General features: G+C 42.6%; 12 protein-coding genes and 1 pseudogene. 10 read left to right on the top strand and 3 right to left on the bottom strand.

What is annotated here, in order from left to right:
- Positions 1-158: 158 nt before the first annotated feature.
- Positions 159-2,624 carry a prolyl oligopeptidase family serine peptidase gene (locus QL234_RS13280; protein ID WP_281558314.1) on the top strand — a complete coding sequence of 822 codons (2,466 nt, stop codon included), beginning with the start codon at positions 159-161 and terminating at the stop codon, positions 2,622-2,624.
- A gap of 53 nt (positions 2,625-2,677) precedes the next feature.
- On the opposite strand, the pseudogene QL234_RS13275 reads toward QL234_RS13280, so the two are convergent.
- Positions 2,678-3,314, bottom strand: a pseudogene (locus QL234_RS13275) (phage integrase N-terminal SAM-like domain-containing protein).
- 252 nt (positions 3,315-3,566) lie between these two features.
- Between QL234_RS13275 and QL234_RS13270 the strand changes: the two are divergent.
- The 3 genes from QL234_RS13270 to QL234_RS13260 all read left to right on the top strand — a co-directional run bounded on the left by QL234_RS13270 (position 3,567) and on the right by QL234_RS13260 (position 5,143).
- Positions 3,567-3,818 (top strand): hypothetical protein, encoded by a 252-nt coding sequence (locus QL234_RS13270; RefSeq protein ID WP_281558313.1) that lies wholly within the window; start codon positions 3,567-3,569, stop codon positions 3,816-3,818.
- Positions 3,819-4,285: 467 nt separating this feature from the next.
- The gene (locus tag QL234_RS13265; RefSeq protein WP_281558312.1) at positions 4,286-4,690 is read left to right on the top strand and encodes a helix-turn-helix transcriptional regulator; all 405 of its coding nucleotides are present in this window, start codon (positions 4,286-4,288) and stop codon (positions 4,688-4,690) included.
- A 63-nt stretch (positions 4,691-4,753) separates the two neighbouring features.
- Entirely contained in the window at positions 4,754-5,143 is a 390-nt protein-coding gene (locus QL234_RS13260; RefSeq protein ID WP_281558311.1) for a VOC family protein, read from the top strand.
- 163 nt (positions 5,144-5,306) lie between these two features.
- Here QL234_RS13260 and QL234_RS13255 read toward each other — a convergent pair whose 3' ends face one another.
- Positions 5,307-5,789, bottom strand: coding sequence for a TetR/AcrR family transcriptional regulator (locus QL234_RS13255; protein ID WP_281558310.1), 483 nt, complete (start codon positions 5,787-5,789; stop codon positions 5,307-5,309).
- Between the two features lie 137 nt (positions 5,790-5,926).
- Between QL234_RS13255 and QL234_RS13250 the strand changes: the two genes are divergently transcribed.
- Both QL234_RS13250 and QL234_RS13245 read left to right on the top strand, forming a co-directional pair.
- A complete protein-coding gene (locus QL234_RS13250) occupies positions 5,927-6,463 on the top strand; it encodes a hypothetical protein (RefSeq protein WP_281558309.1) in 537 nt (178 codons plus the stop codon).
- A gap of 245 nt (positions 6,464-6,708) precedes the next feature.
- Positions 6,709-7,068 carry a hypothetical protein gene (locus QL234_RS13245; RefSeq protein ID WP_281558308.1) on the top strand — a complete coding sequence of 120 codons (360 nt, stop codon included), beginning with the start codon at positions 6,709-6,711 and terminating at the stop codon, positions 7,066-7,068.
- A 567-nt stretch (positions 7,069-7,635) separates the two neighbouring features.
- On the opposite strand, the gene QL234_RS13240 is transcribed toward QL234_RS13245, so the two are convergent.
- Positions 7,636-7,842: a hypothetical protein gene (locus QL234_RS13240; RefSeq protein WP_281558307.1), complete on the bottom strand. Its 207-nt coding sequence runs from the start codon at positions 7,840-7,842 to the stop codon at positions 7,636-7,638.
- A 755-nt stretch (positions 7,843-8,597) separates the two neighbouring features.
- Between QL234_RS13240 and QL234_RS13235 the strand changes: the two genes are divergently transcribed.
- The 4 genes from QL234_RS13235 (at position 8,598) to QL234_RS13220 (ending at position 12,738) form a co-directional block, all read left to right on the top strand.
- Complete coding sequence (locus tag QL234_RS13235) at positions 8,598-8,867, top strand: SymE family type I addiction module toxin (protein WP_281558306.1); 270 nt, start codon at positions 8,598-8,600, stop codon at positions 8,865-8,867.
- A gap of 606 nt (positions 8,868-9,473) precedes the next feature.
- A complete protein-coding gene (locus tag QL234_RS13230) occupies positions 9,474-10,169 on the top strand; it encodes a response regulator transcription factor (RefSeq protein WP_281558305.1) in 696 nt (231 codons plus the stop codon).
- A gap of 32 nt (positions 10,170-10,201) precedes the next feature.
- A complete protein-coding gene (locus QL234_RS13225) occupies positions 10,202-12,004 on the top strand; it encodes a histidine kinase dimerization/phospho-acceptor domain-containing protein (RefSeq protein WP_281558304.1) in 1,803 nt (600 codons plus the stop codon).
- 338 nt (positions 12,005-12,342) lie between these two features.
- Positions 12,343-12,738 carry a cupin domain-containing protein gene (locus QL234_RS13220; protein WP_281558303.1) on the top strand — a complete coding sequence of 132 codons (396 nt, stop codon included), beginning with the start codon at positions 12,343-12,345 and terminating at the stop codon, positions 12,736-12,738.
- The last annotated feature ends 121 nt before the right edge of the window (positions 12,739-12,859 follow it).

Raw genomic sequence — 12,859 nt, 5'->3', positions numbered from 1 at the left:
TACAGGTACGGGGTTTTCTCTACCTTGGTTTGCGACAAGCGGGGGAAATACGGCGGTAATTGCCGTATACATTGACGGCGAATACTTTTATTATTGAGCGCATTGAATTTTTCCCAAACACCGGACGTTATTTTAATAACAATAAGCATCTACATCTTATGAAATTACAATTACTCGCCGCCGCAATCAGCTTTTCTCTGGTTGCTTGTGCCGCTAATCAAAATACCCCGTCATCTGTCAGCCAACCGGAAAAAGCTGACGCAGTGGTTAAAGCCGCGCCTGCAGCCGGTATGGAGAGCAGTGATACTATTACCCTGAAACAGATAATGGCAGATCCCGACTGGTTAGGGCGTGCGCCCGAGTCCTGGTACTGGGGAGATGACAATCAGACGGTATTTTTCAAACAAAAACGTGAAGGCTCTCCGATCAGGGACTTGTACCGCAAAACGACCGGTAGTGAAGGCAATGGCGAGCAGGTGTCATTAGCCAACATGCACGCCGCCTCTGATATGTACGCGGTAACCAATGATAACGGCACCCTGGAAGCTTATGAGTTTGAAGGTAATGTTTTTGTTAAAGACCTTGCCAGCAAGAAAGTTCGCCAGTTAACCTTTACTTCGGCTTATGAATATTCTGTGATGTTCCTTGCCGATGGCAATATCGCCTACCGGGCGGGCAATACCTTTTATCGCCATGACCTTAAAACCAACCAGGTAACCGAGCTGGCCAACTTACTGATTGCCGACGAGCCGGAAGGCATCAAGGAGCCGGATACCTATATCGGCAAAGAGCAGCACAAGTTAATCGACTATGTTGCCCTGCAACACAGGAATGCCAAGTTAGCCAAGCAGCAAAAAGACGCGCTGAAAAAAGGCAACAAGGCCATCACCAAAACAGACTTTTATCTGGGCGAAGGCAATAAAATTGTTCACGCCAGCTTATCGCCTGCCGGGGATAAATTATTTGTCAGCATCGCCGATGACGTGGCGGATCGTTATCCGAACGATATTATGCCCAACTACATTGCCGGTGATGCCCAGATAAAGTCACAGCAGGTGCGCTCGCGGGTATCTGATAACCGCAAATACAGTGAAACCCTGCTGATGTTGGATTTAAACAGCATGGAAAAAGCTGAGCTGAGCTATGAGAGCTTACCCGGTTTTGACCAGGATGTGCTGGCCAAAGTGCGTGAAGAAAACCATCAGCGTGAGGGCAAAGAATATACCTCGGAAAAACAGCCGCGTGATATTCATGTGATTCGCGCCAACTTCCCGATCCAATGGCATAAAAACGGCCAGCAATTGGCGGTAATGCTTGAAGCCTGGGATAACAAAGACCGCTGGATTGCCACGGTAGACTTTAAAGACAACAGCCTGGTTTCTCAGCACAGGTTGCACGACGATGCCTGGATCAACTGGTCGTTTAACGAATTTGGCTGGCTAAATAACAGCGATAAGCTTTATTACCTGTCAGAAGAAAGCGGCTACTCTCATGTTTACGTGAAAGCCTTAGGTGAAAAAGCCAGCCAGCTGACGAGCGGTAAGTATGAAGTACGTGATTTGACCTTATCAAGAGACGAGCAAACCCTGTACTTTAAAGGTAATAAAAAGCACCCGGGCATTTATGAAATCTATTCCTTAGATATTGCCAAAGGTGAAGTTACCGCGCTGACTGACCTGGGCGGAAAAAACGATTACCAGCTGAGCAATGATGAATCTAAGCTGTTAATAGAACACTCTGAAATTACCATGCCGCCGGAGTTATATGTGCAAGATGCCGTTGCCGGGGCAACAGCGGTGCGTTTAACTCATACCGTTTCTGAGAAATTCCTGAGCCTGCCGTGGACGGCACCTTCCGTGGTAGCCATTCCTTCAAGCCATCAGGAACAGCCGATATATACCAAAGTGTATCTGCCGAAGAACTTCGATAAAAGTGCAGAAAAACGCCGCGCGGTGATGTTCACCCATGGCGCCGGTTATCTGCAAAATGCCCATTTGGGCTGGTCGGTTTATTTCCGTGAATTTATGTTTAACAGCATGCTGGCCCAGCAAGGCTACGTGGTGATGGATCCTGATTATCGGGCATCGGAAGGTTATGGCCGTGACTGGCGTACCGCCATTTACCGCCACATGGGTAAACCGGAAGTGCAGGATATGCGTGATGCGGTGAACTGGGTGGTAGAGAATGCCAATGTTGATAAAGACAGGGTAGGGACGTACGGTGGTTCTTATGGCGGTTTCCTGACCTTGATGTCGCTCTTTACCGACCCTGACTTATTCCAGACCGGTGCGGCGATTCGCTTAGTGTCTGACTGGGCACATTATAACCACGGCTATACTTCCAATATTTTGAATACCCCGGAAGACGATGCCATTGCCTATGAGCGCAGTTCGCCGATTTATTTCGCCGAAGGTCTGACCAAGCCATTGCTGATCAATGCCCCTATGGTAGATGACAATGTATTCTTTCAGGATACCGTGCGTTTGGTGCAAAGATTAATTGAGTTGGAAAAACAAGACTTTGAAACAGCAATTTATCCGGTGGAACCGCATGGCTTTGTTCAGCCAAGTTCCTGGTTGGATGAATATCGCCGTATATACAAGTTGTTTGAAACTAAGCTGTAAATAGTTAAGTTTTTTGTGTAAGGCCGGCATTAGATAAATGCCGGCCTTTTTGTTTATAAATCACTTAAAGGGCTGCGCACCCCATTGGCCCCGGCCTGGATGACATGGGCATAAATTTGAGTGGTACGCACATCGATATGACCCAACTGTTCTTGCACAGTACGAATGTCACAGCCACGTTGTAATACTTTTTGCAGCTGCTTATTTGGTGCTTTAGCGCTTCAACCAGCTCTTTGGCTAAGGTGACCCTGCGGTGCTTATTGCCTTTACCAGGCCATATCAACAGGCATAGATAATCAAAATCTATATCTTGAATTCGCATTCTTACTGTTTCCATTAACCACTGCCATATATGAGTTGAGCCTGTAAAGAATATTGTGCTGCTACCGCATTCAATAAGGCTGTTATTTCTTCCTGTGTAAGTACCCTAGGTAGCTTTGCTTGTTGTGATGATTTATTGAAATCCAGATTCAGGGCTATTGCTTGAGTGCCTGGAGCAACATTGTTTTGTGCTGACAGGTAAGTTAAAAAATGCCCAACATCATGCTCACCTAAAGCTGAAGGATGCTTTTTGTTATGAAAAAGGATATATTTCTTCACCCAGTAAAGGTACGTTTCTATGGTTCTTTTGGCATATCTGCGGGTGATCATAAATTCATTGATATAGGCTAAGAATGGAGATTGGGACATTGATACTGTCCTTTTGGGGGGCTGTGTTTTTATACCGTATAGGTGTTCTTTAATTGATGGCTTTATTAGACGGAAAAAAAGGTATTTTCCTTATTTCTTTAATTTTCGAAATAACACCAATGGCTTGATATCATATAGGTAAATGTATATTTTACAATTTGTTAAATTATTTATAGACGGGAAAAAACAGTGTTTAAATACGGTTTTTGCCGACTGTTAAGCTGTTAAGTACCAAGAAAATGAGTTTATATTTTGACCTCACAAAATGAAGAAAATTTAAAGTTAGTTCATGTCCCCGCTTTGGTCGCGGTTTTACTAAATGCTGAAGAAAAAAAGGGGTCTCCTTTAACAGAGCAAGAAGCTATAGGTATAAGGGACTCCTCGCAATGTATGGCTATGCCATTTGATGTTGCTGAGAAAGTAGCCCAAGAAAGAGGGTATGCTGATATAGATCCTGAAAATTGTTGGGCCGAGTGGCAAAGTGTTAGATTGGAACTGGTTTAAGGTACTTAACAAGGGCTTCAAACATCGCGCACTTTGTGCGCTGGACTAGCAACAAGTTGCTCGCCGTTTAGGCCTGTGTTATGTGTCATGAGGGATTGAATTGCAAATTGCCGGAATTGTTATAGTTTTGGTGGGCTTCTTGATAGGGGCACTAAACTGGGTATTGTTTATCAGGCGTAATATTCGAAAGGGAGGCCCATCGGCAGTACCTATTGTTACTTTAGTATTTGTGTTATCGGGCAGTTTTACTATCGGTGAATCTGAAATTAAGCAGTATCTTTGGTTAATACTTTTCATTGATTTCACGGCATTACCTATGTTGTTACTTTTAGCATATAAGTCGTTAAGAGAAAAAAGTGGCCAATCAAGTAACACATAACAAGCAAATTACTCGAAGCTATTTTCCGTTGCTTCGCAACTACAAATCGCCCGGTGTTTAGGGCGTTAGACATTCCTGATGAAACTCTATGTCTAAAAAATCAAAAACATATTTTGAGAGTGAGCTGGATCGTATATATAGCGATAATTCATTACGACCAGAGCAGTATGTACAAGTAAGGCAATCAAAGGCTTTCATGGAGAAATTCTATTCTGAAAGGGTAGAGCTAAATGATCTGGCTAAAGCGGCATTTATGTCTCGATTTCATTACGTCAGAGTGTTTCAGCGCGTGTACGGTTTAACACCCAGAGCCTATTTAAGAGATTTACGTATCTCAAAGGCCAAGACCCTGATAAGAAAAGGTTTATCTGTCACTCAGGTTTGCTTTGATATTGGTTATGAAAGTGTGCCAACCTTCTCATCAGTCTTTAAAAAGTGTACGGGTTATACTCCAAGAGAGTATCGGCGCCTCCATAACAGCAATCTAGAATAAGTATTCCGATCTGATCCTGACTATTCTTAAAGCGTTCTGAGTTTAGTAGAGAGTTTTGAAGATATGATCAAAATATACGTCACGAGTGTTCCTGTTGAGGATCAAGAAAAAGCGTTAGATTTTTACACGCAAGTATTAGGCTTTATCAAGAAAAAAGATGTCCCCCTGGGAGAGTACAAGTGGTTAACGGTAGTATCCCCCGAAGAGCAATCTGGAGTAGAGCTTTTACTAGAGCCTATGGCTTTTGAACCTGCAAGGTTGTACCAACAGTCCCTGAAAGAGGCCGGTATTCCATGGACCTCCTTTGCTGTTGATGACATCGAAAAAGAGTATGAGAGACTCTCCAATCTGGGGGTAGAGTTTTCGATACCCCCCAGGGAAGCAGGAAACGTCATGATTGCCGTGCTTGACGATACGTGCGGAAATTATATTCAGCTGATGCAAGAACTATAGAAGCAACGCGAATTCAGCAGTTAACACAAAACAACTAGATTCATGGGAAGCTTACGGCTCCCATGATTTAGGCGTTGGTATGACTCACTAAGTCGCTCTCGGCTATAAGAGCCACTCCCTTCCCAAATAGTGTCCTTTTATGCCGTGGGCGATTTACGCAGGCCTAGATTTCCCCTCGCATATATTCCAGAAACAGTGTACCCAATATCTTCGCGAGCGTGGCTTGGGTTTCTTCTTTGCCTACAATAGCCGAGACACTTCTTTCATAAACCTCAAGGGCAATTTTCATCGCTTTGTCGTTTGCTATTTCCGCTTTGTTTTTTCCGCGCATGTAATCAACCATTATGGATATTTCAGAGCCGAAATCACGTCTCATAATTTCTGTTAGTTTTTCAATTTTGCTTTCAACAGGATCATCGCCAGGAATAGAAAAATCAGACTCCGCCCTCGTCATCATGAATTCTGTGCAAGCGAGAAATAAAGACTCCTTGTTGGGAAAGTAGTGGTACAGCGCACTTTTTGACACACCTAGATGATCTCCAATTTTCCTCATGCTGGTAGCGGTATAGCCATATTCAGCAAAATAGCTTGCCGCCCGACTGACTAAGTCTTCTCGATATGCTTCGTGATTAACAATTTTAGGCATGGTAACTATCTTTTTTCTTTTATTTAGACCGAGTGTACGAAAAAGATTGACACATCTTAATCGGGATGTCTAGAATATTTATATCGACCAGTTGGTCGAAATAAGATTCAGCAACTATTCACGACAAGGCGGACCAGATGGCTAACTTCTTATCAGCATTTTCAAGAGAGTTTTTAGGCGAAACACCGACACAAAAAGATAAATTGACAATATTTAGTGTAACTACGGTATTGCTCGCGCTAATCGGCTATTACAACTCAGCTGAGTTAACCGATATCGCTCTTTGGCAGTCAATTTTATTTATGCTTATGGCTTTCGATATCATTGCAGGAGCCATAGGAAACTTTACAAAATCCAGTCAGCAGTGGTACAAAAATAAACCGAAGAAAAGAGTGATGTTTTTGTTTGAGCATTTCATTCATATTGGTTTATTGGTTTTAGCCGTAGGGCATGCATGGTATTGCTTCGGCCTGTTAGCATTCACAATTGTTGCCGGGCTATTCGTAAATTATACCGAGACATTGAAGCAACAAGAAATTAATGCTGCATCGGTCATTTTGATTGGCTTAGTCATTTTCTATGTGGTTTTTCCTGCTCCGCCATTATTGGCATGGTTGCCATCGATTTTTCTATTGAAGCTGGTTATGGGGTTCTCTGTCAGAAGGGAGAGATAATCCATTTTAATCAACAAAGTCGGACATTAATCAGACTAAAAGCTACTGGCAATTTGGGCACTAATCACTCATAACAAGGCAAAGTACGGATTATAAAAGGGTAGGCGAAGCCCGAGTTTTTAAAGTCCGTATATTACGGTACTATGCTTCTATGAGATATCTAGCGCTAGTCATTAGCTTTTTAGCCATTTCCGTTATGGGAATATATCAAACAAATATAACTATTAATAAAATTTGGGGTAACCATGAAACCTTTGGATATTGCAATCCGCTACTTTAAATTATCAAATGAAAGCGATTTTGATGAGATAACAAAAATGTTTTGTGAGCACTCGACATTCTATTCCGCGAAACATGAATTGTTTCTTGGAGTCAACGATATTATGGCCATGCAACGAGTGCATCATGGCTCTTATAAACAACTCCAATGGAAAGTTAAAAGTGTCGAGGAAGTAAAACCTGGCATTATCCATTTCGATTTTGACTTTGAAGGTGAAACTCAAGCTGGTGAGCGTATAGAGTATTCAGGCTTGGAGGATGTTGTAATTCATGCTGGAAAAATTCAACATATCCATGTTCGGCTTAAAGATGCATCTCGCAGCTAAATACTCATACAACAAGAGTGTCATGCAGGGATTTTCATAAATACTGCTGCGCGTCGAAACTTTTATTGATACCTTCATACACAGGCCTTGGTACAAGGTGTATTCAAATTGAGATTAACATGCATTTATTTATTGGCGGCCATTATCTTGTCTGCTATCTCTTTTTTGGGAGGTTCTTATTGTAGAGGTTGGCATTATTGTACCAATCTATATGCCATGGATTTAGAGTCTTTTTTCTTTGCGCTATTGGCAATAACTTTTCTACTATTAAGCTTCAAAAGGCTATTCACGAAAACTGACTTTACAGAAGATGAAGCAGTTATAATTGAAAGGTCTTTTTATTTAAAAGATGTAGTTGAGTAGATTTATACATAACAAAACCTGTCCGAGGAATGGTCAAGCCGCTATGCGATAGAGTAAGAATATACATTTAATCGCTATAAATAGCTTTTTGGCTGTCCGCCGTTTTTACAGCCTTTCTCAGCACTTGATATGGTGGTTCGAGGTACAAAAGCTGCCAAAGAACCTTTAAGGGGACTTTGGCAGAAACCAAATATTGCCGAGCAATTAATTACGGCCGCCAGTACCGCGACACTCTTCTTCTCTCAGGTCATCAGCAATTCTTTTGCAAAAGCTCTCAGGTGTGCCGCCTTCGATACAGCTAGCATACCAGCCATCTACCCAACAACTATAATTAGCCTGAGACGCCGTGCTAAAAACAAAAGCTGAAGTCATAGTAGAAACAAGCGCGAAAAGCTTTAATTTAGATTTCATTATTACATTTCCTTATACTTTATATTGTATGCAATTTGTGTTGCGAAAGCATGTTAACATGGTTTTTACCTTTATTTAAATGAAATTTTAATTGTTTGGTTGTTATGATTATCAGGAGTTATTGCGATTCATTTAGCACTTTTATGCGCTTACTATGTCCATTTCAGCAGAAAACTAAAAAACAAAGGTGACTTCCTTATTGCATGTGTTGCATATGGTTTGTCAGCAGCATATAAATTTTTAGGTGTCCAAAACTGTTAGTAAATCTTGAGGTTCTATGGTTATGAAAATAAACAGTTTCGTGCCCGGCAAAATTGTCGGACTAGCGCTGCAGATATAGACAATAAATATGATAAAAATAGCCGATGAGTGTTGCGTTAGTTTTTAAGAAAAATGTAATGAACATTTTAATAGCAACGATATAGTTGTTAGCCAGATTTTTTTTCTTATGCTTATGATAAACAAGTAAATTTATGTTTCGTACGTTAGCTTGTTCAAGCAATGATATCTCATGAGAAATCCATCTCAAATTAATTATAAATAAAGACCCTTTTACTGTTGATTTAGCCAGTTTAATGGTCTTTATTTAGAGTGCTACCCATTCAACAAAGGAGAGCATTTACCTCAATATTTTCGATTAAAACACCGCTGTTATCCTGCAAGTAAAGCCGTAACAGCAACAATCAAAGTCGCAACCCCTGAGTGCGCCAACACTCAGAGGTCGCTAACCACAACGAACTAATCAGGAGTACGTCATGGCTGAATGTCATCATACGTCAGAGCCAGGCTCGGCAAAAGTAAAATATCCTATTTATCGACAACTTACCGTGTTGGAGACCACCTGCGAGTCAGCAGGGAAAACCCGCGGTATCGGCATTAACTATGTTCCGGTTCATCTGGAACCTTGCATTGTGCTCAGGGGCAAGTGGCTGCGACAAGCCGGTTTTCCTGTTGGCCATAAAGTCAGTGTTGTGATAAATCAGGAAGAAATTATCATCACACTTAAGAATGTCACACTTGAATAGGCTTATGTAGAGCCGGATACCTGAAAGCGTGGTGTTTTTTTATTGATAAGCAATAAGCCGGGCGGCTGCAGTTAACCGCTGCCACCAGCCTGGCTTAGTCATCAATACAATTTGGGCTGTCCAAGTTTTAATTACTTCTTGGTTATTTGCTTAGTTATTTGCATAGTAATGTCCTAACTATGGCGTAACCCTTCACTAGGTTCCTGCTTGGGATAGTTGCACGGTAGCGATTAACAAGCTGTCTTTATTGGCCTGGTATGAGGGTCGGCTTTGGTTAAACAGCAAGAATAAAATCAGGGTTAATGTGATTAACAGGCTGATTATCAGCAGTATTTTTTTACTTAATTTATTTTTTTATTCGGCCTACCTATATCCATAATCTATTCGATGTATTAATGTTCATGCTTGTTATAAAGAGGTGCTGATAGGGCTACTATAGAAAGGTGCTTAACGTTAAAACGGGCAGGAAAAGTAAAAATTAGACGGGGGGAGATTTTACAAAAGTTTACACGCGATTTTGCCCAAACCCTGTATCTTGAACACTTAGGATATAATCACCCTGGATGCTTCTCCCGGCAGTATCAATAACAACAATAAGGTAATAATTTGAGCATCAAACCTAAACTTCTTATCGTAGAAGACGAACCCCATATCTTAAGAGGCCTGACCGATTTATTTATCTTTCACGGATATGAGGTTGAAAGCGAGAGCGATGGCCAAAAAGGCTTAACCCGGGCATTGGCCGACCAGTATGCCTGCATTATCCTGGATGTGATGCTGCCGTCTATCAATGGTTTTGAAATTTGTAATAAGCTGAGGCAGCACTCCCGCACCCAGCCCATTATGATGTTGACGGCAAAAAATTCTGAAGAAGATATTATTAACGGTTTGACGCTTGGCGCTGACGACTATGTTGCCAAGCCGTTTTCCACTTCTGAACTGGTGTTGCGTGTCAATGCTCTGATCAGGCGTTCGGGCTGGACCGGCACTGATAATAAGTTGGTACTCAGTGATGGTGTGTTTATTTGTACGCAAACCCTTACCGGCAGTTCTTATCAGCAGAAAATAAAATACACCCGCCGCGAAGTGGAGATCTTAGATTATCTGCAGCGTCAGCATAAGCCTGTTTCCCGCGATGAGTTGCTCAGGCAGGTATGGGGCTATAAAACCACCAGCGATATCGATACGCGCACGGTTGATATCCATATCGCCAAAATCCGCAAGAAAATAGAGACAGATCCCAAATCTCCCCGGCATTTAGTGACCCACCGCGGTGAAGGCTATCAGCTGTATGTTGTTTAACGGGATGTTATTGAAAAGGGTAGATAGTTAAAGTGCGGTTTTTTCCAAATAATCGATTACTTAATTATGCTCAGCGCTTGCGCCGGTTACGTTATTTAGCCATAGGTTTTTTGCTGTTTTTATTAATTCCCCTGGGGATCTTGCTGTATTTCGGTTTTTTGCAAATCGAGAAAAATTTACTCGAACAGTATCAGCGTGAAGCAAGCAGCCTGGTTCAGGTAACAGAAAGAACCTTGGCGAAAAGAAGAATGCTCACCAACGCCTTGTCGGCGGACGCATTTGAGTATTATCAGCAGGTGTATAATCCGGTTACCCGGCAATCGCAGCAGGTGTTGTCGCCTCTGGCGCAATTAGACTTTGCCCAGCCAAAAATTTCGCAACAACTCAACGGACTAGTCGGTTTTTTTCAATATAACAGCCAGGGAGCTTTTAACAGTCCGGTCTGGCCCTATGTTTTATCCGACAGCAGCCTGTCTGGAGATGATGCGGATAAGGTCGGGCAACAGCTATCAGAGCAGAAGTTAAACCCGGCGTTGGGCCCTGAATTGCTGGTACGCAAAGAAACGGCAGTTAACATCTATCAGATCCTGTCTCAATCCAAAACAATACAGCAACTGCTCCACCGTGGCTTAGGTGAAAAGCAGTATTTATTTACTATGGCTTTTGATATTCCCGGTTACTTTATTTTCTACCGGGTGGTGCCTGTGGCCGAGCAAACGCGATTGCAGGGTTACCTGGTGGAGCGCAAACCTTACCTGTCCCAACTATTCGCCGATGAGCTGGCACACAGAAGCTTTGATAGCCCGGTATTAGTTACACTGGAGGATGTAAACTACTCCACAGGGGCTGAGTACTTTTTCTCCCAAAACTTGGCTGACGGCCAGGTAAAAGTGAGTCAGGGGTTACAAGCAGATCCGCGTTTTCAGCAACAAGTCATATACAGTAATATGCTGCGCTGGCCTTATGATGGTTATTCCCTGTCCCTGTCGACCAACTCGCTCCCTATGACACCGGCTATGGTCTATAGCAGCGTTTTTATTATTGTGCTGATTGTGGCGATTTTGTCTGCCTGTTATGGCTTTTATCGTCTGAGTGTCAAGCAGCTGGCATTAGGTGAGCAGAGGCTTAACTTTGTCTCTTCGGTCAGCCATGAGCTAAAAACCCCGCTTACCTCCATTCAAATGTATTCGCAAATGCTTAAAGAGGGCACGGTCATATCCGAAGAATATCAGAAAGAGTATTACGAGTTTATCTATGCTGAAAGCGAGCGCCTGACGCGTTTGATCAATAATATTCTGCAGCTTTCTAAACTTAGCCATCAGCAACAGGCTGTACAGCCGGAGCATACGCCGCTGACGGTTTTACTGGATATTATTCGCTCTAAAACATCGTCGATAATTGACAAGCATGGCTTTCGGCAAAATATGATGGTTGAAATAGCTGACGCCGAGCAGATGCTGGTTTTTGTTGATAAAGACGCCTTTTCCCAGGTGATCATTAATATTACTGACAATGCCGTTAAGTTTTTTGACCAGGAGCAGGTCAATGATGCCGGCCGGCAAAAAATTGATTTTATCTTTCGCCGGCATCCCAAGTCTAAGCAGCTGATCCAAATGGAAATACGGGACTATGGTCAAGGAATAACCCTGGAGCAGGAAAGTAAGATTTTTGAACTTTTCTATCGTGGCGGCGATGAATTAACCCGGACCACCCAGGGAACGGGGATAGGCCTGGCCTTAGTGAATGAACTGGTATCGGCGCAGCAGGGAGAAATTAAGGTGGAAAGAAGAGATCCCGGGCTGGCGATGCTGCTTTCATTTCATGTTAAATGCTGATTAACAGGCCCAGGTGAAAACTCACTTAAGCTGGCAGTATGCTATGTAGATCATCAACTTGCTGCCTTTGTTGTGCCGGTAGAGTACACTAGTGCCAGCAAAGGAAGCTGTGGCTTTGTTAATTGAGCTATGCGTTGGGCCAGGTTAAATTTGAGCCAATTGCCGAGTTAAGACGAGTCAGAAAAGAGCTGTCGAGGTTTTATTATCCGTATCCGCTTTTGTTTAAGCACCAGGGGGAATAATGAAGGAGGCTGCGTAATATCGTCTGGCTGTTATCTCTTTAAATCGCTATTATTTTCAAATCATTAAAGTGTTATTCACCAGGAAGGAATAATTAAATGCCGCAGTCTGTAGCCATTACCATTGCAAATGAATTCTCAAGTATTAAGCCATTAAAGAACAGAACACCGGAAACAACAGATGAAGCGGCAAAAGATGCTTTTGCTTTATTATCCGAATATCGGGATGGAGGAGTGTATATTGCCGATTACTCTGGTTTTAGCGAATGGGAAAGGCATCCTCAAGGGGACGAATTTGTTCAAGTGATAGCCGGTAATACCCGGCTTATTCTTTTGGAAAATAACCGGGAAAAGGCTCATAGTTTATCTGCCGGACAGATACTGGTGATCCCGCAAGGTGTTTGGCACAGGTTTGAATCACCTGACGGCGTTAAGGTGATGACGATAACACCTCAGCCAACAGAGCACAGCATTGAATTTCCAGGAACAACTTAAGCCACAAGTAGCGGTATTTACCGGCCAATAACCCACCTGATGCGTGCCTGTGGGTTAAAATTTACCCTTTTTTATTGTTATCACCTGTCTTTAACGCGCTAATTCATACGACTAACCCCCT

The organism is Thalassomonas sp. RHCl1 (assembly GCF_947387555.1).
GTDB lineage: Bacteria > Pseudomonadota > Gammaproteobacteria > Enterobacterales > Alteromonadaceae > Thalassomonas.
This window is presented reverse-complemented; position numbering and strand designations above follow the sequence as displayed.

Bases quoted from the DNA above. Each gene is read 5' to 3' on its own strand.
- QL234_RS13250 (WP_281558309.1), top strand. From the start codon at position 5,927: ATGGCTAACTTCTTATCAGCATTTTCAAGAGAGTTTTTAGGCGAAACA.
- QL234_RS13260 (WP_281558311.1), top strand. From the start codon at position 4,754: ATGATCAAAATATACGTCACGAGTGTTCCTGTTGAGGATCAAGAAAAA.
- QL234_RS13220 (WP_281558303.1), top strand. From the start codon at position 12,343: ATGCCGCAGTCTGTAGCCATTACCATTGCAAATGAATTCTCAAGTATT.
- QL234_RS13240 (WP_281558307.1), bottom strand. From the start codon at position 7,842: ATGAAATCTAAATTAAAGCTTTTCGCGCTTGTTTCTACTATGACTTCA.
- QL234_RS13245 (WP_281558308.1), top strand. From the start codon at position 6,709: ATGAAACCTTTGGATATTGCAATCCGCTACTTTAAATTATCAAATGAA.
- QL234_RS13265 (WP_281558312.1), top strand. From the start codon at position 4,286: ATGTCTAAAAAATCAAAAACATATTTTGAGAGTGAGCTGGATCGTATA.
- QL234_RS13280 (WP_281558314.1), top strand. From the start codon at position 159: ATGAAATTACAATTACTCGCCGCCGCAATCAGCTTTTCTCTGGTTGCT.
- QL234_RS13255 (WP_281558310.1), bottom strand. From the start codon at position 5,789: ATGCCTAAAATTGTTAATCACGAAGCATATCGAGAAGACTTAGTCAGT.
- QL234_RS13235 (WP_281558306.1), top strand. From the start codon at position 8,598: ATGGCTGAATGTCATCATACGTCAGAGCCAGGCTCGGCAAAAGTAAAA.